Genomic DNA, 23924 nt, shown 5'->3' on the forward strand with positions numbered 1-23924 from the left:
GGTATGGGTATTCACCTCCACGTTAATTTCGAGGACAAGAAAAAGACGGGCAAAAGTAACGCCCGCCTTTAATCAACAGATATTATCGATTAGCCCAGAGGTCCTTCTTGTTTTAACTTAGGCGAGAAGCGGGTGCTTCTTCTTGTTCTCAACTATTGTATTATACCACCTAGACAAGATTCGTCAAGTACAAAAAAAAAGAGAAGTACTAAAAAGTACTTCCCTTCATTTTTGAACTAAAATTAGTCCTTCTTCCGTTTTTTGATGTCTGCCAATCCAAAGATGAATCCTAGACTTGCTAAGGCTAATCCTAAGATTGTTGCCATATTGTCTAATTGGCTTGCACCAGTTTGTGGTAATTGCTTATCACTCTCTTTAGCGTTTTGACTATCATTTTCATAACCATGATCTTTAAGCCATTGAATACGACGCTCATTTGCATTGCCATAACGATGTCTTGAAGCTGTACGGGTAGCTGAGCGACTTGTACGACCTTCATCAGGCATATTAGTTGCACGTGGACGAACCACTACTTCAACAGTTCTTGTTTCAGTATGTCCATCAGCATAAGTAATTTCTACTACACCTGTGTGTACTCCTAATGTAGAAACATTTGGTTCCTTAATCCATTTTACAGTAGCACCCTTAGGTAAGTTTTGAATACTTTCACTTGCATCTGGAAGTGTACCTAAAGTAGTTTGAACATGCTTAACACTTGGCTTCACTGCTTTAGAAGCATGTGAGCTTGTAGCAGAGGAAGCTGCGCTGCTTGCACTTGAACTTGCTTGAGAAGCAGCACTACTTGCTTGACTAGGTGTATCGCTAGTTTGGTATAAGCTATTTTCAGCCTCACTCTTAGCGGCACTTGCTACTTTAGCAAATTCCATTTCAGCATTTGCTGCGCTTGCGGCTACACTAGCTGCACTCTTAGCAATTTCTTCATCAAGAGCTGCTTGACTTGCAGCAGTTGATGCTACTGCTTCAGCACTCTTAGCAGCATCGCTTGCGGCACTTGCTAAACTTGCAAGACCTTCTGCCGCACTAGTATTACCTGCCTTAGCATAGCTATCTGCTGCAGCTGCAGCGCTATTAGCTACATCAGCTGCACTCTTAGCAATTGCATCTGCTTCACTAGCCTTAGCGTGTTGGTCTACCGCATCATTAGCTGCACTTGAAGCTACATTTCCTGCACTGGTTGCCACACTGGCTGCACTAGATGCTGCACTTGCAGCACTGCTTGCCACGCTGGCAGCACTTACTACAGTAGGATTAGTTGGGTAAGCATCAGCCATTGATGCTACTTCGTCAGCCACGCTAGTGGCAAGGTTAGCAGTTGAAGAAGCTTGCTCTACAGATTCACTTGCTTCACTACTGTAACCATCTGTACCATTTGCAGCACTACTTGCAGCTTGTTCATATGAATGAACATCAGCTGATGCTACACTCGCACTCTTAGCTTCTTCACTTGCTTGACTTGCGGCATTTTCACCATCAATAGCACTTTGGGCTTCACTCTTAGCTTCAGAAACAATTCCGTTAGCAGCAATAAATTCTAAACCAGCATTTTGTGCAAGATCAGCTAACTCTGCAGCAAGGGCCTCATCAGAAATAGCGCGATCGGCAGCACTCTTAGCTTCAGATTCAGCATTCTTAGCTGTAGCGTATGCATCAACAGCTGCACTTGCGGCACTACTTGCTACTGCATGGTTACCAGCGGCAGCTGCACTTACGGCAACTTCAGCATAACTATTAGCTAAGTCAGCAGCAGATTTAGCCTTAGCATCTGCTTGCTTAGCAATTGTAGTTGCTGTACTTGCATCGTTTTCTGCACTGGTTGCAGTTGAAGCGGCACTAGTTGCTAAACTTGCGGCGCTACTTGCTACGCTTGCGGCACTGCTTGCTTTAGCTGCTGCACTTGCTACCAAACTATTAGTTGGATGAGTATTTGCCATTGATGTGACATCATTAGAAACACTGTTAGCTTGTTGTGCAACTGATGAAGCTTGACTTGCAGATTCGCTAGTCTTAGTACCATAACTTCCTGTAGCACTTGCGGCGCTGCTTGCCTCACTTGCGTATTCACTAGTTTTAACTGAAGCAGCAGAGCTTGCATGATCTTTAGCTGTATCTGCATTATCTTCATCAATAATTGCAGCTTCTGCTTCATTCTTAGCTGTACTTGCGGCTTCATCAAAGTTTACAGCATCTTGGGCTGCACTAGATGCTACGCTTGCAGCACTTGAAGCTATCTTTTCATCTTCAATTGCTTGACTTGCTGCGCTTGATGCTGCACTTGCGGCACTGGATGCTGCAACACTGGCTTGACTTGCTACCGCAGCTGCACTTTGAGCTGCACTTGTATTTCCTGCCTTTGCGTAGCTATCTGCTGCACTTGCGGCACTATTTGCAACACTTGCGGCACTGCTTGCGACTTGATCTGCTGAACTTGCAGCTTCATGTTGGGTAAGCGCATCATTTGTAGCATTTGAAGCTACATCTGCAGCACTTGAAGCTACAGTAGAAGCGCTTTGGGCTGCACTTGCAGCACTACTTGCGGCTTTAGCAGCACTTGAAACTAGAGAGTTAGTTGGGTATTCACTCGCCATTGAAGCTACTTCGCTGGCTACATCACTTGCGTGACTTGCAGTACTTGAAGCTTCGCTAGAACTCTCTGAAGCATTATCAGTATAACTATCTGCTTCACTTGCGGCACTGCTTGCTGACTGTTCGTATGACTGAACTGCTGTTGAAGCAGTATCTGCATCTGAAGCCGCACTACTTGCTTCGTCTGCAGCACTTTCACCGTTGATAGCGTCTTGTGCTTCGCTCTTAGCTTCATTTACTGTATCATCTGCTTCACTTGCAATCTTAGCCATTTCACTAGCTACGCTTGCTCCACTTGAAGCCACACTTGCATAACTTTGAGCAATAGATGCTGCTGCACTTGCAGTACTTTCTGCACTCTTAGCCACACTGGCTGCACTACTTGCAGCACTGGATGCGCTACTTGCTGCGCTCATGTCACCAGCAGCTGCTGCGCTTTCTGCCTCACTCTTAGCCTTGTCTGCTTCGCTAGCTGCGCTCTTAGCTATTGAATCTGCTTCACTAGCTTGATCAAATTCATCACTAGCTAAACTTGCGGCACTTGATGCAGCGCTTGTAGCACTTGAGGCTTCAGTTTCAGCACTGCTTGCTACGCTGGCTGCACTGGATGCCTTTTCGGCTGCACTTGAAACTAATGAGTTATCAGAATGTTCGCTAGCCATTGAAGCTACTTCGCTGGCTACATCACTTGCGTGACTTGCAGAACTTGAGGCTGAACTCGTAGAGTCTGATGCCTCACTGGTTTCTGAATTTGCAGTATCTGCAGCACTACTTGCTACACTTGCATATGAACTTGTTTGCGTTACTGAAGTACTTGCATCACTAGCTGCACTACTTGCACTATTTGCAGAGTCGCTACCTTGTTTCAAGTTATCTTCTGCTTCGCTCTTAGCCTTAGTTGCTTCATCATCAAAGTTTGCGGCATCTGAAGCTGCACTCTTAGCTGTACTTGCAGCATCTGATGCTTTCTTTTCATCTTCTATTGCCTGACTTGCGGCACTTGATGCAATGGCTTCTGCACTCTTAGCTGCAGAACTAGCTTGACTTGCTACACTAGCTAAGCTTTCTGCGGCACTTGCATTACCAGCCTTGGCGTAACTATCAGCCTCACTTGCAGCACTATTTGCAACACTTGCGGCACTGGATGCAATAGAATCTGCTTCACTTGCCTTGGCGTGTTGGTCTACCGCATCGCTCGCAACACTGCTTGCCACACTAGCTGCGCTACTTGCTACTTCTGCAGCACTTGTTGCGCTACTTGCAGCTTCACTAGCTGCCTTGGCTGCACTAGATACAACTGTATTACTTGGATGCTCACTTGCCATTGAAGCTACTTCACTGGCAACATCACTTGCATGACTTGCAGAACTTGAAGCTTCGCTAGAACTTTCAGAAGCATTATGACTGTAGCTGCCAGCGGCACTTGCGGCACTACTTGCGGCCTGTTCATATGAATGAACTGCTGTTGAAGTGGTATCTGCATTTGAAGCTGCACTGCTTGCACTATTTGCAGCTTCCTCACCCTTAATGGCATTCTCTGCTTCGCTCTTAGCTTGATCAATATCCTGATCTGCTTGGCTTGCAATCTTAGCCATATCACTAGCCACACTGGCTGCACTAGATGCTATATCAGCATTACTTTGGGCTGTTGAAGCTGCGCTGCTTGCAGCAGTTTCTGCGCTTGAAGCAAGACTTGCAGCACTACTTGCCTTTTCAGCGGCACTACTTGCGGCACTTGTATCACCTGCTGCGGCTGCACTTTCTGCTGNACTCTTAGCTGCACTTGCTTCTGATGCTGCACTCTTAGCTACTGAATCTGCTTCACTTGCCTTAGCGTATTCNTCACTAGCTGAGCTTGCCGCATTGCTTGCTGCTTCGCTAGCACTATTTGCTGTGCTTGCCGCACTGCTTGCTACGCTGGCTGCACTGCTTGCCTTGCTTGCGGCACTTGATACCAAACTATTGTTTGGACGGGCACTTGCCATTGATTCGACTTCGCCTGCTGTTTTACCTGCTTCACTAGCTGAGCTGCTTGCTTCGTTGGTACTTGTGCTTGCCGCACTACTATCATTACCTGCTAAACTTGCTGAACTCTTTGCAACACTATTCTGGGTGTCTGCAGCAGTAGCTGAACTGTTTGCTTCTTCAGATTTAATATCTGTATAGGCAGAGGCTGCAGAGTTGTAAGCTAAATCAAGATCATTTACTGCTTGCTTGGCTTTTTCTGCATCCTCAGCTGCGCTTGCAGCCGCACTTACAGCATCAGCTGCACTACTTGATAATTGATTTGCTAAACTTGCATAGCTGGACAAGTTTGAAATAAATTCAGGGGTACCCTTAGCTAGTGCAGCATATAGGGGGCTATTTAGTCCACCTATAATTGCATTCTGAGAGGCTGTATATTGATACTTTCCTAATTCTGTAGCCATGCTAGCAGCTGACCTTGTAGGTCGCGTAGATCCAGTTGAAGCGGCTGTAATCGCCTTTGCTTGACTTGGCACATCTGCAGTTGCAGTGGAAGAGATATTATAAGCTTCAGAGGCTTGAGATGCATATGAAGAAAGCTTATCAGGGTATTGCGCAACTAATTCGCTAATCGCATTACTTTTAGCAGCTACGGATGCTGTCGCACTAGTTGCTTCGCTTTGAGAGACCTGTACTGCAGCCGCAGCGCTGGCAATATCAGCCTTTGCAGCAGCAATTTGAACATCCGCTTTTACTATTTCAGCATTAGTTAATCCCTGCTTCTCACCTGCAGCAACAGCTGCGTTACCAATTCCTGCAAGCGAACTTGCTGTATTAGCAATACTTTGAGCAACCCCAATTGGACTTTCTGTACTAGTTTTATCAATAGTAGTAGCAATTGGATCTACACTTGCAGCAATTGAACTTAATCCTGTATCAATACTACTTGCTTCACTCAAACTAGTTGTTGCACTACTTGAATCATTCTTACTAAATGCTTCAATTGCATCTACTAAATCTTTGGCTGCTTGACTTGCATTACTGCTTGCAGTGGTTGCAGTTGCTGAATCAATAACAGCAAAACTTAAGGTTGAACTAGTAGATAGAGCCTGAGAAGCTACACTAGTAAGTTCCGGTACCAAGCTAGCTACACTATCCGCAAGACTAGCGCCAGATTGAACAGTACTATCACTTGGATAACTGCTACCGTAGCTCTTTAAAGCTGTCGCAATAGAATCAGCGACTGAAGCATTACTTGTAGCAGTTGAAGCTGTTGAAGATAGAAAATTAGCAGTAGCACTCATTAAATCGGCAGTTAAACTTGTAGCTGTTTGTGCAGCCGAAATGTATTCGCTTTGAGCACTTTGAACAGTATTAACCGTATCTGTAGCATAACTTGCTACTGTGCCAACATCACTTTCAATATTACTACTTAAACTTTGAGCAAGACTTGCTGCACTTGAATTTAAGGTTCCACCTTGACTTGCAGCTGTTGCAGCGCTGGAAGCAATAGTTGCATATGAACTTGCTGCAGTTGAGTTAACAGCAGCTAATGAGGTGTTATTAGCAGCCGTTGCTTGACTTGCAGCTAATGAGTAATTAAGTTCTTGCAAAGCTGCACTAGCAGCAATTGAACCTTGACTAGCTGCATCAATTACACTCTTGGCAGCACTATTATAAACAGCAACTGCACTAGAAATACTTGCTGCCTTGCTACTTGCACTACTTGCTGCTGAACTTGCACTTGCTAATGAATCAGTAATATCACTTGCAACGTTATTTACTGTCTCACCTGTGTCAGGATCTTCGCTTCCGGCTAAAACAGCTAGACTACTAATATCATCTTCAATCGTAGCATTAGGATAGCCAGTTAAAGTGTAATCAGCAGTACTTGTTGCACTTGCCATACTACTATCGTAAGTTGCCATCGAACTAGCTACGTCCACGGCAGTTGATAAAACACCTGCTGCACTACTTAAATCAGCTTGATCTGCGACACTATTGGCTACAGAAGCGATTGAGTTTGCATTTGAAACATAAGGTGAAAAATCAATATAAGTAGAATCAGCACTAGCTACATAAGCAGTGGCATAAGCTGGTGTAAATTTAGACATTGATTCAACTACAATAACACTATTTGCTTTAAGTGGTGCATTAGTTAAATCAATGGTGTAATTACCATTTGCATCTGCTTGTACTACATAATCAGCAGTACTCTCTCCTGGAGCAGTTAAGTTATAGCTTAAACCAGTAACTTTTTCATCATTACTGCTACCATCATAGTAGTGAACTGTTACATAAGCATTAGCATTAGTGGTACCAGTAAGTTGAGTAGTTTCATCGTTAATCTGATTACTATCATTTAAAGTGATAGAGTTGCTCATATCAGCAGTACTGAAAGCAAAGTACTTACCATTGTTCAAGCTAGCTAATAAAGTATTACCAGCCGTAGTTGAATCACTTGTTTCTCCCACAGTAGTCGCTGTACTATTTTTGATATTAAGAGTAGCGTCCTTATATGGACCAGTCCAACTACCATCAGCAGAGTTCTTCATTTCAACATAGTGAGCTTCTAAGCTACCACTCATACCAGAAATAATTGAGCCACCACTTTGAACATTAAATACAACTGAATCAGGACGGTAAATAATAAAGCTAGCACTACCAGCTCCACCTAGTAAGTTAGTAGATTTACTACCAGTACTGGTTAATTCCACATGAGAATTATTACCGAATGATAGGATAGTACCATCAGCTGCATAAATAATGTCATCATTATTTGTAGAATCATTATCATAATTTACTTTGAAAGTACCACCATTGTTGACGTAGATACCATTACCTTTTCGTAAGTCAAATACACGACCACTAGCATAACCACTAACATCCATATTTAAGGCTGCATTTTCACCGTTAATACGGATATCACCATTTCCTTGGAAGTAAATAGCAGATTGGCCAAGAGTACCATTAATATTAATGGTACCGTTATCTGTAGCATTAATCGTACTTGTTCCAGAATTAGCAACGTTAATAACAGTAGTATCAAGTTTAGTACTGCTGTTATTAGTAACAGTTAAATTACCATTATCCTTAACTGTAAGGTCAACACCGTTATGAATATAAATGGCACCCATTTTCGAAGTTAAACCTGACACATTATCAAATTCAAGGTCAAGCTTACCATCACCACTAACAGTAATTGGTGAAGATGCATCAATTATACCAGTACCAGAACTTACAGCAGTTTTACCTGTACGGTCGATTGTTAAATCACCGACAATATTAATCCCAGTAGAACCTGAAGGTACAGAAATAGCACCTGCACTAGTAGTAATGGTAGTATTGGAACCTTCCTCTGCAGTTACACTCTTAGCATTGATACTATAAGTATTGCTATTAGTAGTGATGTTGTTGGTACCACTAAGTACTACATTAGTATTGGTGTTGTTAACTAATCCCTTACCAGTGTAAGTAACATCATTGAATTCAACAGTAGCATTGTCTCCACTATCCATTGAAACAACACCATTACTGTTAGTACTATTGATAGTAGCGTTAGAAATAGTAACCTTTTGGTCATCTTTACTCTTGATATCAAGGTAAGCATTACCAAAATTAATTGTATTACCATTACCATTAATTGTTACATCACGCAATGCTGCATCTGAAGAAACAGTAATTGTACCTGCAGAAGTCAAATCTAAGTTGCTTGTAACATCAATTACTGCTGCACTAGTGTTAGTAATTGCATTTACGAATTCACTAGCAGTTGAGACAGAAGTTGAGTTTGAATCAGAAGCCGTAGTTGCTACTTTTGATTCACCTAATTGAGCTGTTACGGCATCAGAATTTGCTGCTGCAAGAAAACTAGCAGTTTTTACGACAAAAGTTGATTGTTGCTCATCAGCTGAAGGAGTTACCTTAGTAGTAGCGGTGGTGGCAGTAGTATCCGTAGAAGCTGCTGCTGTGGTAGTAGATACAGAGTTATCACTGTCACTCACTACATCTTGAGATTCATGATGTGCTGTAGCACTATCTGAACTAGCACTCTTTTCACTACTTGCTGGTGATGAACTTAAACTTGATGCTAATTCATCTACATCCCCTTCAGCTGCTTGATCACTTTGAGAAGCTGGAGCATTCTCAGAGCTTGCAGCTTCGCTTGAGCTTACAGAGTCAGAGCTACTTAAACTTACAGAATCACTTGCATCGCTAGCGGTACTAGTTGCTTCACTATCCGCAACACTATTTTCAGCACTATTGGTACTTGAAGTAGCAACATCTGAATTTGCATCACTAGCTAATTGACCAGCTGCATCTAAAGTAGATTGAGCTATAGCTGCAGATTCTGGTTGATTCATTGTATCAGCATGTACTTGTTCAGTATCATGCGCAACAAAGAAGAAAGATCCAATCATTACACTTGTCAGTCCCACAGTTAACTTACGTAAAGAAAAGATCTCTTTTTTATGAAAATCTTTTTTAGACATTTATTATCTCTCTCCAAACTTTAAAATATTTTTGGTTAAATCTTTACCATACTTTTTAGTTTAAAACTTGTTTCCAACTATTCATGAACGCTTCTTCATCATGGCCTTTTGCGGTTGCAATAGCTCCTTGAGATAAACGTTCATATAAATCACTATTTTGTAAGACAGAAATTGCCTTATCTGCTAAGCCATTTGGCGTAGTCTTAGTTACATTGTAGCCATTAACGTTGTCTTTAATCAAATTCTTTTTGACATATCTAGCATCAAAGGTAATTACGGGAACACCCTTGCCTAAACTTTCTAACATGTTCATTCCGAAGCCTTCACTTAAACTAGCATTTAAGAAAATTGTTGCGTCATCAAGAACTGTCTTTTGAGGGTCATAAGGTACAACATCTACTACATCAGAAAGCTCTGACTTCTTAATTAAATCTTCAACCTTATTACGATAATCTGGACCGGAGAAGTAACCTTGAAGTTTCAAACGAGCTTGTGGTAATTGTGCATGAATATGTTTGAACGCACGAACTAAAGTTAAAATATCTTTTTCTTCTGCTAAACGTCCCACATATGCAACAACAATATCATCATTTAACTTTTTAGCTTTTTTAGCCTTCTTAACATAACTATCTGGAGCAGCTAAAACCTTGCTTGATGACGTTGCTAATTTTTTAATTTCAGTAGCTAAATCTGATGTTGGCACTACTACAGTATCAAATTCTTTACCATTTTCACCATTAATTGCAGTTTGATAAATATTCATTAAGCCACGTTGTGGATGACGATAATTAGCAAATGGAACACTATGTAAGTAGGCAATTCTCTTATCTGCACCTTGAACATTCAATACTGAACTATCAAGAGTACGACGATCAGAAATAAATGTTCCTGGATTTGCATTATTAATTTCATTTAAGAAGAAGGTAAATAACTGATTTTCAGTTCTAAATTGCCAATCACGACCCTTGTAATCCAGCAATTTCCACATGGTTGGTAATACTTGCTTACCAATGTACATATGAGTTACTTCAAGCACAGGCTTACCTTCTGGATTTAAGTATTGTTGCATGGCTACTGAACCATCTGGATGATAAGTTTCAACCATTGACTTAAAGCCACGCCAATCCCAGTATTCCTTAACAGCGCTTTGACCTAGTGAATCATAATATTCAATACTACCAATCAAACCTACTGTTCCAGGCATAACACGAATATCGGCAATTTTTTTGCCTTTGTATTCAATGTTGGAATGGTTGTTGTCAATACCAACAATGTGATAATCCTTAAGTGGAATTTCATCTAGCAAGCGTAATGACTGCTGCTTACGTTTTGTACGAACTGTTCCTTGAAAGAAATCATACATATTAATTACATCTTTTTGCTTTAAGCCATGCTTTTTTAATTCATTGCTTAGCATTCTGTTGTAATTACGTAACAAGATAACAGTATCTTCATTGTTATCGTTAAATGCGTTTAATCTTTCAAATTGTGAAAATTCAGTACCTGAATTAAATGTAAAGACGTTTTCTCCTACAAGATATTTCAATTATCTCACCTCTTCTTTTAATGTATCTTCTGCATCATCAATTAATTCTTTCCAAGCTTTCCAAACATTGGCATCAGAGTAACGTTCACTAGTATCATAAGCTCCATCACTCAACTCTTGCATTAACTTTTTATCCTTTAAAATCTTAGTCATTTTTTCTGCTAATGCCTTGTAGTCACCGAAGTCAACGATATAACCATTTTCTCCATCTTGAACAATATCGTTAGGACCATAGTTAACATCATAAGTTACCCCAACTACACCATGAGAAAGAGCTTCCATGATAGCCAAGTTAAAACCTTCCATACGTGAAGTTAAACCAAAAATTTGAGCCTTGTCTTCAACATCTGGAATATCTGTTGTGTATCCCTTAAAAGTTACAATATCTTCAAGTTCTAATTCCTTAATTAATTCAGTGATCTTTCTCTTTTCACCATAATTATTTGAAGAATCAGCATAACCATAAAGATCAAGAGTTACTTCAGGAATTTCATCATGAACAAGCTTAACAGCTCTTACTAAGTCATCCAATCTCTTTTCGTAAGCGATACGGGCAACTGCAATCACCTTACCAAAAGTTCTCTTATCTTCAGGAATACGTTTAGCGTTAAGTGTTTCATCATCCACAATTCCTACTGGGATAGTGTACATCTTAGCTTTAGGCTTGAAACGAGCAACAACATCATCAGTTTGTCTTTGCGTAGCAGATACAACTGCTGAGTAATTATCAAGGTTTGCTAAGGCATATTCGTAATTATTATTAACAATAGAATGCATTGGATCTTGAGCATCACCAGCTTGTGAGTTATGCAAGTGCATTACTGTATAAGCTGGTCTCTTTAGACGAGTCAAGGCACCGTCAGCCAAAAGAGAACGATCTAGGACAAAAATATTTCTACCCTTTTCATTGATTCGATTTAAAAAGTGTTCGAATAATTCATCAATGGTGTCAAATGTATGAACTTCGCCGTTCTTTTCTTGAAGCCACCAACCAGTTTTAACAAGATTCTTATGAATATCAAATTTGTTAAAAGTTCGAATTACAGTTTTACCATCTGGAGTAAGCCATTCTTCATTACCTACATGGTTATCAGGAGTATACCATTGAATCAAAGATCTAAAACCACGACTATCATAGTGATCTACACGGTATAAATTTCCGTATTCATCGAATAATTCAGTAGATAACACTTGCTTATCATCGTTTTTATCATAGTTTACACGTGCGATTAACTTCCCATTTTCACTTGTAACTAAGAAACGATTCTTGTCTGCTTCTTCAACTCTTTGAGTATTTTCAACCCCAAAATCTAAGTCTTCAACAGTTACGCGTTTAGTTGGAACATGTTCAGCATTTTGGAAATAATCAAACATTCCCAATAAACTATCATCATCTACGCCAGATGCGTTTGCTGTTTTATGTAATTCACGATTCCAATCGCGTGCAATAATTTTTGCAGGCTGATTATGATTTTTAAATAACTTTAAACGTTTTAACTCTGCATGTTCAATACCGGATTTATGGCTTGGCATTCCAAAATTAATAAAATATATCACGTTGTGCCCTCCTTAAAAAATCACGCACTTTTTTGCTGTATATAATATATTAATGTAAAATAATTTTCCATAATCATTTTATAACAATACATAAATATATAAAAGCATTTTTTATCTTAATTATTAATAATAATTTTTCATACGATTACTTACTCTAGTATCTAGCCTATAGTGTTATTTTATTATTTCAAATATGAGTAGTATATCATCTTAAAAACAAATTTTACAAACAGGAAGCTTAAGCTTTCTGTTTTTTTGTAATTAATAATAAGTTACAAAAAAAGAACCAAATCTATTCGATTTGGTTCTTAAAAATCAAACTTTTATTGACAATATATTTGCCAAAAGATAACAGCTTTTATATTTTTATTATTTAATTTTAGTCTTTCTTATGCTTTCTTGGATCAACTAAACCAAAGATGAAACCAAGACTAGCTAAAGTTAATCCTAAAATAGCAGTCATATTATCTAAGTTACTTGCACCTGTTTGTGGTAACTTACCGTCCTTCAAATCATTATTAGAACTTGAAGCTTTTTCACGATCTGTACTATTTGAAGACTTAGTACCATTAATTACTTCACCATGTGGACCAACTACAACATTGTAATTCAAGTTAGAACTTGAAGTAGAGTTTGAAGTTACTCTCACAATTCGTCCTACACCATCGGCAGCCTTAGTGTAATCTAAGATTTCACCATGTGGGCCAACTACAACTACATAACCATGATCCTTAAGCCATTCTGCACGGCGTTCATCAGTATTACCGTAACGATGTCTTGAAGCAACACGAGTAATGGCAGATGCAGTATTAGTGGCACGACTTGAATTGTTTGCACGCGTATGTGGAGCTTTAGCAGCAGAATTTTGAGCTGGTGAAGAAGCAGGACTTGATGCGGCTGAACCAGCAGACTTCATCCCTGAGGCTGCACTTGATGAGTTTGAAGCGTCACTTGCGTGGCTTCCTGCTTCACTGGCGGCACTGGATGCTTCGCTTGCGTAATCACTTGAAGCTGAGCTTGGGCTTGCTGATGAGGAACCTTCACTTGCTGCACTTGCGGCTTCACTGGCTGCGCTACTTGCTACTTCTGCTGCACTGCTTGCGGTTGATGCTGCAATTGATGATTCATTTGCTGCACTCTTAGCAATTTCTGCATCTGAACTTGCCTTATCTGCAGCTTCTGATGCCTTAGATTCTGCTTCACTTGCAGCTGAACTATCCCCGGCTGATGCAGCTGAACTTGCAATTGAGTCTTGTTCACTTGCAATGCCCTTTTGGATATCTGCATCTGAAGCGGCACTAGTTGCTACACTAGCTGCGCTTGAGGCTTTGGCTTCTGCAGAACTTGCTACAGTAGCTGCGGAACTTGCCTTGTCTGCATCGCTCTTAGCTGCTGAATTCTTTTCAGCTGCACTACTTGCAGCATCGGCAGCCCTTTTAGCAGTACTATTAGCAACACTAGCTGCACTTGAATTGTTCTCAGCAATAGCAGCTGCACTATTTGCTTCATCAGCAGCGCTTGATGCAGCTGGTTCATATGGAGTAACAGTAATCTTACCATCCAAACCACCCTTAGCATCGTCGATTGCCTTGGTTGCAGCATCTACTTGATCTTGAGTGGCATCTGGGTTATCTAAAACATCCTTACCTGCTGTTATAGCATCATCATATGCCTTTTTAGCATCATCACTACCATTTTCATATGCTGGAGTCTTTTCTACATCCGAAGCTTCATCCACATCTTTTTGTAAATCAGTCTTGTCAGCACTTTCTACAGTTACAGGTACTTCTACTACATCAGTAGTTCCATCTGGGTAAGTTACAGTTACTTCTCCAGTTGTATCGCCCACTTTACTTGTGTCTGGAGTATTAGTCCATGCATACTTAGTTCCTGCTGGTAAATCACTTGTATTAGAAATCACAGTGGATGCATCAGGTACTTCTCCACCAACGGGAATACTTACATCCGTCGTAGTTGGTTCGTATTGATCAGCTTGTGATTTTACAGTAATTGGTACAGTTACTGTATCAGTACTGCCATCTGGATAAGTTACAGTTACAGTTCCTTCACTAGTTCCTGGCTTACTTACATCTGGCTTAACAGCCCAGCTGTAGGCTGCATCTGATGGAAGTTCATCAGTATTACTAATAGCGGATTCTGGTGATGGAAGTACACCTTCATTAGTAGTTACAGTAGCTGCTGCTGGATCATATTTATCTGAATCAAGTTCAGCAGTAGTAAGAGTAGTAGAAAGTTTAGTAGTTGAACCATCTGGATAAGTTACAATAATAACTCCAGAAACGCTTTGATTACCTACAAGAGGTACTTGCTGATTAGCTTGCCATGCTGCAGTAGTTCCTGTTGGTAATTCATCAAAGTTAGTAATTTGGTCAGAAGCGTCCGGCAGAGTATTAATACTAGTTGAAATTGGATTCTTTACTTCTGGATTGTAAAGAGAACTATCCTTGTAAGTAACTGCACCCGTTAATTCAATTGGATCGGCACCTGGCACAGAAACAACAATTTTAGCTGGTACATTTGAACCGGCTGTTGGAGTATTATCATCAGCCCAAGTTACTTTAGTACCTGTAGGTAAGTTACTTGGATCCTTAATCAATTCATATGGTGAAGTTGGATCAGTTACATTATCGTTTAAAGCTACACTGACAGATTGAGCATTTACAGTGGTAGTGCTGCCATCTGGATAAGTTACAGTTACAGGAACTGTTACTACACCAGTATCAGTAGTAGCAGGAACTGTTACCACACCAGTAGTTGGATCTACAGTTGCATTAGTATCAGTAGTACTAAACTTAGTTCCTTCTGGAATAGCAATAGTATTGCCCTCATCATCAGTAATAGTTGGAGTGATAGTTACTGGACTACCAGATTGGGTTACATTTGTTGGATAAGTAACATTAGTGGTGTCTGCAGTAGTAGTACCATCAGTAACGTTGTACTTAACGGGAACAACTAAGTAAGCTGAATTTTCTACTGAACGAGTCTTTTGATCGGTTGCAGCAGTAGCATCAGGATAAGTTACACGAACATTGCCAGAATTTTCACCATTAGTAGTAGTTGGATCTTCATCCCAGCTTAATGTGTAATTAATACCTGCATTATCTAAAGCACTAGTATCAACTAATTTCTTAAATTGAGTTTGAGTTAATCCACTTTCAAGATTTTCTTTAGTAAAGCTAGGTACATTCTCGCTAGTTGATGCACCAACTAAACTGATATCTACAGGAACGGTTTGATCGCCAGCTTTAACTAACTTACTTTGAACAGCAGTTGTATTAGTACCAAAAGTTAATTTAATTGAGGCAGATGCTGATGCTGAAGTAGTCGGATCAGAAACAATAGTACTTGGTGCTTCACCATCCCATGAAATAGTTGCTGAATCAGTGATATCAGTAGAACCTGGAGTGTAATTTTCATCATCATAGTTAGCCACACCATAGTAAGTTACAGTAGTATCGCTAGCTGGATTTGATGTTGATGCTGATACATTGGTTGTTTCTGGTAACTCATTTGAATCATAGTGGACAGAAACAACGGCAGTAGTCTTACCATTATCATCAGTTTCCCAAATTGGAGCATAATTATCTCCAGAAACATAAATAGGAGCAACTATACGATCAACAGAACCATCAGCGTAAGTAACAGTTACAGGTACATTTACTAAGGTACCAACTTGTCCTTCATTTGGTGTAAAGGTAATTTTACCCGTACTTGCATCAATGGTAGCACCTTGAACGGTCATACCAGAAATAGCAGTACCATCATTTTCGTTCCAACCAATACTATATGCCCCATCAGCAGCTAATTCAGGTTGAGTCGTTGCTGGGGTGGTAGAATCTTGCTCAGTAAATGTTGGAGAATCTACCTCGGTAGTTTCACCAATTTTTGCAGTAGTATCCTTGTATTGTGCATCATACTTGTAAGTTTCAAGATTTTCTGCAGTTAAAACAAGACGTTGACCATCACCCATTAAGTTAAGAGCACTGATAAGGTCACTAGAACTTTTAGTTTCAATTGGTGCCATTGTAGCACTAGATATTTTACCATTAGACTTTGCACTTAATTCTTGAACTTGCCAAGTATCATCTGGAGTATCCGTAGTATTTCCCTTGTTCCAAAGTTCTACTTCAATACCACCATACTTACCAGCATCTACATCCGTACCATCACTTGCATCAATAAATTTACCTACAGCTGAACCAGTTCTTTGAAGGTTAAGGTACTTCATTTGACCGATTTTAAGGGTAGTATTTGAATTATTTAATAAAATAAGTGCACTAGAAGCACTACTACTCAAGAGTGCAGTCTTAGTATTTCCATCTTCAAGGTCTACAGTAGATCCATCATCAAATTCAATCTTATAGTCGTAACTACCTCCACCAACTGCGTTACTTTGACCAAGAGCGATAATTGGAGTAGTCGAAGAGACACTACCACGAGTTACTTTTAAAGTAGCGCCTTGACTTACTTTAAGAAGTGCACTAGTTGGTTTAGAAAGACTAATAACACCAATTGCTATAGGCGCATATAAATATCCACTAGGTCCTATATTTGCTGTACTACCACTGTTATTTTGCTGAGTATTTACATTTAAGGTAGAGTCTTTTTCTAACACTAAGTTTGAAAGCATCACAGCAGAAGAATAACTTGTTCCCAAGTTCATCTCAACGTCTGCACCTTGATCTAAATATAAAATACCATTTGGATTACGTGAAGCAACCCCACGAACAGCCACATTACTTGCAGTAGTATCAATGGTTACTTTGGCATTCTTACCAACAGTCATATTCCCAGAATTTGCATCATTAGAGTTAACCATCTTGAAGACATTGTGTTCTTCATCCATAGCTAATTTTGCACCAGTAAGAATAGTACCAGTCATAGTTGCAGTCACACTAACATTAGCATTTTCTGCAATATAGATATTATTTGCATTAACAACATTTCGGTTTGCACCATTTTCAATGGAACCAGTAGCATTATTAGCCATTGGAGCAACCGTAATTACATCCGTTCCCTCAAAGGTTACATTAACAGGTTCATTATCGTTTACTAATGGTGTATTTATATCTGCAGTTACATCTTCAAAAGTCATGTTAGTTTTAGGGAGATGTTCACTGCCTACGTTACCAAAGTAAAAAGGAGTATAGTCTGTAGAACCTGATGTACCAGTATTTTTAATGGTCATATCCTGAAGTGTAAGATCCCATTCTGTACTACCTACAGAAGCTTTATTGAAAGAAATGTACCATTTCCCCATATCAATAGTATGACCATTACCATTAATAGTTAAACTACGAGAAATATCACTAGTATTAGCGGAAAGTTCATAGTTTGTACCAATTAATGAGCTATTAGTAGCTAAACCACCATCTACTTTAAGATCATCAGTGGAAGTTACCCCACTCAAATCAATGTCGCTATTAATATTAATAGTAGTAATATTCTTATCTACAATAGCCTTAGAAAGACCTGCAAAATCATCAACATTTGCTACGGAAGCATCATTATTTGAAGAAGTAGTCTTTTCATTTTCAGCTTGAGTTGCGGCAGAGCCAGCATCTGCTGTAGTTTGAGCAGATGTTGTATTAGTGGCAACTTTAGAAGCGGCTAAATTAACAGCTGATAAAGAAGATGTCTGTAAATCAGCTACATTGAGAGTGGAAGTTGTAGCATCAGTATCTACTGAACTAGTGAGTGCGCTATCGTTGGTAATACTTGCTGAGGAAGTAGCTGCACTTGATTGTACAGATGAACTACTTGTTGAGTTGACAGCTGCAGATTCACTAGGTACATCAACAGTTAAATCTTGAGAAGTAGTTTCACTTACTGAAGCAGTTGCTGATTCAGTACTATCATTCTTTGCTGCAGATGACGTATCTACTGAAGCGGTTGAATTCTGAACTGTCTTATTTTCACTAGATTTTGGTTCAGTTTCTTTAACTTCTGAAGCACTTGAAACTACGGACTGACTAGCCACTTCATTATTTGTAGCTTCACTTGATGAGGATGATGAAGAAGCAGCTGATTCAGAAGAAGAAGCAGCGGACTTACTCTTAGCATCAGAAGAAGTACTTGTACTTGTATCGCTATTAGCATTAACATTAGTTGCTGATTTAACGGCATCACTTTCAGCAGTTGCATCTGCTACATCAGTTTTAGTAGCTGCACTACTTTGAGGGGTATCAGCAGTAGTGGACTGAGTAATTGCGCTTGTTTGATCAATAACAGCCGTATTATTAGATGTTATTGTATCGGCTTGAACCACATCGGGGGCATTGGCAGCAAAAAAACTTACACCAATAAGTACTGAAGCTGCACCAATGGTTAGCTTTCTAATAGAAAAATGTTCTTGTTTACGTTCCATTTTACGGAGACGTTCTTGAAAATTATTTTTAGATAACATATTTCCTCCTTATAATCCTTTCCTATCCAACATACTTTTTATTCTAACTATTATGTTTTATCATGATTTTGAAAGGTAAGCAAGTTTATTTTTTACTTTAAAGTTAAATTAATTCTATAACACCTTTAAAAGAAATATTTTTAGATATTTTTTATACTTCTCCGTTATTTTTATAAATCCTTAATACACTAATAGTTTTATAGATTCTAAAAATATATTTTTTAGCTTTAAAATTAAAAAAATTTTTTGATTAATTTTTAGGAGTTATTTAATTCTGAATCATTAAAAATATTTCTAAATTACAGCTTCTAAAAAATCATAAAAATTCACACTTTCTTCACATTTTCTTCTAAAAATATACACCCTCTTTACGAAAAAATAAAAAATCATGCTCTGAAAAAATCAGAACATGATTTATATTTATTATTTACTTTTTACCCCAGTGAAAAATTGACCAGCCATGTTTTTTATTAGGTTGTTCACTATTCTTTGATTCAACTTGTTGAGAATTATCTGCTTCTTCAGCTTCTTTTACCTTTGGAGTTACTGATTCTTCCTTTAGTTCAATCATCGTATCCTGATGTTTTGCAGGTTTATCTTCAGCAAGAGATGGAATAATAATTTTCGGTTGATCTTCTTTATTTATTACCTTTTCCTTAGGTTTTGCAGAAAGTTTTAATTCATTTTTACCAGCTTGAACATCTTCAGTTGATTCCATTGAAATAGTAAAGACTTGAACACCTGATTCATCAAAATCAAAATATCTTACTAGTCCATCAGGGTCATAACCATTATTTACTAATCTATAACCTGCTTCTTCAAGTTTCTTAATTTGATCTTCACTGGTATACAAGGAAGTAATTGGATAACCTGCTTTACCAGTAAGTAAATTAGAAGCAGCAATTTGACTACCATTATGACTTAAATCAATATAGTTAACAACTGCAGATCTTACATCATCAACTACAGGAGCTGCTGGCTGATCTGGAACTTCATCAGTAGAATTTGGTAAATAAGTTACTTCATTCAAAGCATAATACAACACTAAAGTATCTTGAGCTGGATCAGTTACTTTAACATAGGAAGTTTCAGGCATATAAGCCATAACACGAGGAACAGCTTGTTCAGCTAAAACCTTGGTTGGATCAGTTGGATCAGTTACATAAGAAATTGCATGACCTTCACTTAATCTAGCACCAGTTTCATCAACCGGAATAATTTTACCATTTTTGGTGTAAGTAACAGTTATCATATGATCTTCATCATTAACAACTTCTTCATTAACACCCTTCTTATCAGCATGATAACCATCAATTACTGGAGTAGCAATTGCTTCATAATTTTCTTTATTTACACTCCAGTCACTATCAAACTTACCGCCTTCAACTATCTCCCCATCTACGTCGTTAACTGTTAAACTGCGCTTCCAGTGAGCTGTTTGAATGCATTCTTTTGGCGTTTGATTACCAGCGCCTTGATATTTGATGATTTCGTGAACTTGGAAACTATACTTGCGAGAATCAATACCTCTGTAAGGATGATCACTGTCAACTTTAACATAGCGAGGTTTTAAAAGATAAACTACTTCAGTATCCTTAGACGGATCGGCAATAGTAATAGTTGGGGTCTCTGGATAATATTCATCTATTTGTGGCACATCTTCGCTAACTAATACACGAGTTGGATCATATGGATCAGTGATATAAGATGTTTGCTCTACACCAGGAAGTGGATTGCCATCTTTATTAACAGGGATGATAAGTCCATTCTTTGTATAAGTAATCGTAGCCTTCAAGTCATCCTGAGTAACAGTGTGTTCAGAAATAACACCAATATCAGCAAAGTAGCCATCAATTACTGGAGTTGGAACTTCATGAAAAATTTCATGGTCTACTTTCCATTCACTAGTAAATTTACCATCTTTGACTACTTCTCCAGTAATTTCATCGTAAGTTATAGTACGTGTCCAGCGCGCTAATTGAACTGAATCTTTAGGATTTTTATCACCAGCACCTTGATAATGAACAACAGCACTAACCGAACGATTGTAGTAACCAGGATTAATACCAGGAAGTGGATTATCTTTATTCACTGCAACATACTTATGGGCTAAGATGTAACGAGCCTTCATATTACCACTTGGATTTACTACGCCAATTTCCTTCTTTTCAGGAACATAGTCAGTGATATCTGGTACGGTAATTGGAGAAACAACTTGAGTTGGATCGTCATCTTTAGTAACAAATTGAATCTGAGGTGCATCTTTGATTGGATTGTCATTTTTGTCTACCGCAATCAAATATCCATTAGATTGATAAGTTACTGTGACAGTAGTATCTTCTATCTTCGCAGGAGTTGCACTAACTTGCTTAACATTGGCATGATACTCTGCAATTACCGGCACTTCAACTGGAGCATATTCTTTTACAGAAGGAGTCCAATTCGTCATATTTTTGTTATTAGCCACGACTTGCTTAGTAACAGCGTCAACAGCAATATTACGTGTCCACTTAATTTTTTGAATAACATTTTTAGGAGTATTTTCTCCTGCACCCTTAAAGTTAACCGTCTGACTAACTTCACGCTCATACTCTCTAGGGTCAACACCATCAAGTGGATTTTCACTATTAACCACAACTTGCTTGTGGGCCAAAGTCACAATAAAGACCTGTTGGTATCCATCACTATTGTCAAAGAATTGAATATCCCCGTTACCATCAAATTCATTGTTTACAACTTTATAACCTAATTGTTCAAGTTTATCAATTGTGTCTCTAGTTTTATAAGAAATTTGAGTATTCGGTAAACCACTCAATTCATTTGATGAAGCTACTTGCTTGTTATCATCATCAAGGTCTAAATATTTAATTTCTGCAATTTGCAAATTTGCAGATGGATTTTCATTAATAGCATAAGTCACATTGTATTCGCGATTTGGCATCTCATGAGCAACGGTCTCACCACCAATAGAGGCTTTATCTGGAGCATAACCAAGAATAGTAGGTGTACCAATTACTGGATAAGTCTTCTTATCGTCTTCCCATCCTTTAGTGCCAATCTCTTTTTTAGTAACTTTATCATAAACTAAAATCCGATTAAACTTTACAGTCGTAACACTATCACGAGGAGTTCTATTACCTGCTCCCATATAATGCACAGTTTGTGTACCAGTAACTTGTAAATCATCTAGGGTACAACCATATTTCAAATTATTAGCTGTCACTAGTTCTCGCCCATGCTTAAAAGTAACTATATATACAGTCGTACTTTCATTATACACAGGTGCATAACCATCCGGATCAAAAGAATTGTTAACCAAAACATAGCCCTGTTCTTCTAATCTTTTTATTTCATCAACCGTACTATAATCTATTCGCTGACCAACTTCTGCAATCAAGTCACCCGAAGTAGACAATTGGGCTAAATCATTGTCCAAATCCATGTACTTAACTACGATTGGTGCCGATTCTTCAATCAAGTTTTCCATGTTATTATCTATTCCTCTTTTTTCTTGTTTATGGGTTTATTCATACACCCTTATATTATCCCACTAAATAGAATAGTATGCGCCATTAAATAGGTAAAAAATGTATCAACTTTATAAAAAAAGACATAATTTCTTGCGAAATCGTGTCTTCTTTCAGTTAGCATTTAACTATTTTTCTTCGTCTCTACGACGTTTCTTAGTACCTGCTAAACCTGCTAAACCGATTAAGCCTGCAGTTGCACCAAGAATTACTTCAGCTTCACCATCTTTGGCACCAGTTTGTGGCAAAGTATTTTCATTTGCTTGTTCTTGTTGTTGAACATTTTGCTTTGCAGTAGGTGCAGCAGTTTGCTTACCGCTCTTAGCAACTTGTTGCTCTACTTTCACTGGGTTTACAACTGAATTATTTGATGAAGGAGTTACAGTTGTTGCGTGAACTGGTGCGACAACTTCAGGTGTTTCAGTTGGAGTATTTTCATTTTCTGGAACATTATTTTCTGGAGTTGTAGGAGTTGATGGAGTAGTTGGAGTGTCTGGCTCAGTTGGTTCATCAGTTGGATGAGGTGGTGCAATAGTAATTGGTTTCAAACCAATTGTAAATTGTTGAACAGTATTGTCATCGTTATCAAAGTATCTTGTTACACCATCACCATCAAAACCATTGTAAATAACTTCATAGCCTGCATCTTCTAACTTCTTAATCTCATCAGCTGGGTTATAAAGACCGTTAATGCTTGATCCAGACTCGCCACTCAGAATGCCTGATGTGGCAAGAGTTTGACCATTATCAACATTAATGAAGTTAATAATTGCCTTTTGAGTATTAGTAGTTGGGGTTGATGGAGTTTCAGGAGTTGGAGTTGATGGGGTTTCATCCTTGGTATAGATAACTGGAGTATCCTTAGCTGGATCATTTGGAGTTACCTGAGAAGTGTTTGGAGTGTAACCAGGCACAATTGGAACTGATTCATTTGGTGTTACCCCAGTTGGGTCCTTTGGATCAGTTGTGTATTGTGGAGTTGGAGCTCCTGGAATCTTCTCACCATCTGGAGTTACTGGGACAATATGACCATTTGGAGTGTAGTTAATTGTTTCAGTCACTTCTGGATTTTCAACAGTTACAGTCTTACCACCTGCAGTAGTCTTATCTGCGTGGTAACCTTCAACAACCGGAGTATTAACAGTGCCAAAGGTATGACTTGATGGAGTCCAACCTTCATCCTTAACAATCTTACCAGTTACCTTATCAACAACTACAGTGTGATCAAATTCAACAGTTGAAACATTATCAGCTGGAGTGTTATTACCGGCACCAGTGTAATGGATAGTTTGCTTACCTGTCTTAGTTAAGCTATCTGCATCAGTACCATCTGGGTACTTAGCACCATTTGGATCATTAGGATTAATTGGTTCACCTGGCTTACCTGGATTTTGTGGGTTTACAGGTTGAGTATCATGCTTCACATTAATAGTAATTGTTTGAGCACCATCAGTGAAGGTAGCTGGAATAGTTGGAACAGAACCATCAACAACATAACCCTTATTTTCTAAGTTAGTAATATCAGTTGTTGGGTTATAAGTTACCTTAGTTCCAGCTGGTTCTTCATCACTCTTGTAACCGTAGCCTGGGATATCTGTATTAGTAGTTGTATCATGGAAGATTACTGTAACAGTACCCTTCTTAGCTTCTGGAGTGTAAACAACTGGAGTATCCTTACCTGGATCATCTGGAGTTACTGTTGGTACAGATGGAACGTATCCTGGGATTTCTGGAACTGGTTCATTTGGAACTACACCTGTTGGATCATGTGGATCGTTTTCGTAAGGCTTATTTGGCACATCCTT

6 protein-coding genes and 1 other annotated feature are annotated in these 23924 nt (G+C 38.8%); all 6 genes read right to left on the reverse strand.

Annotated features, from left to right (window positions below):
• Positions 1-31 precede the first annotated feature (31 nt).
• Positions 32-150 (reverse strand) — a sequence feature (ribosomal protein L20 leader region).
• Positions 151-242: 92 nt separating this feature from the next.
• The gene (locus HDR40_RS04845) at positions 243-9062 is read right to left on the reverse strand and encodes a pectate lyase-like adhesive domain-containing protein (RefSeq protein WP_290627080.1); all 8820 of its coding nucleotides are present in this window, start codon (positions 9060-9062) and stop codon (positions 243-245) included.
• A gap of 55 nt (positions 9063-9117) precedes the next feature.
• Positions 9118-10608, reverse strand: coding sequence for a glycosyltransferase (locus HDR40_RS04850; RefSeq protein ID WP_290627082.1), 1491 nt, complete (start codon positions 10606-10608; stop codon positions 9118-9120).
• Complete coding sequence (locus HDR40_RS04855) at positions 10609-12165, reverse strand: glycosyltransferase (protein ID WP_290627083.1); 1557 nt, start codon at positions 12163-12165, stop codon at positions 10609-10611.
• Positions 12166-12544: 379 nt separating this feature from the next.
• The gene (locus HDR40_RS04860; RefSeq protein WP_290627085.1) at positions 12545-18592 is read right to left on the reverse strand and encodes a Rib/alpha-like domain-containing protein; all 6048 of its coding nucleotides are present in this window, start codon (positions 18590-18592) and stop codon (positions 12545-12547) included.
• 427 nt (positions 18593-19019) lie between these two features.
• Positions 19020-22079, reverse strand: coding sequence for a hypothetical protein (locus tag HDR40_RS04865; protein WP_290627088.1), 3060 nt, complete (start codon positions 22077-22079; stop codon positions 19020-19022).
• 168 nt (positions 22080-22247) lie between these two features.
• The coding region (locus HDR40_RS04870) for an LPXTG cell wall anchor domain-containing protein (RefSeq protein WP_290627090.1) at positions 22248-23924 on the reverse strand (1677 nt) is incomplete at its 5' end.

Source organism: Lactobacillus sp. (assembly GCF_014803895.1).

Coding starts and splice junctions, on each gene's coding strand:
- HDR40_RS04860 (WP_290627085.1), bottom strand. CDS start 18,592: ATGTTATCTAAAAATAATTTTCAAGAACGTCTCCGTAAAATGGAACGT.
- HDR40_RS04865 (WP_290627088.1), bottom strand. CDS start 22,079: ATGGAAAACTTGATTGAAGAATCGGCACCAATCGTAGTTAAGTACATG.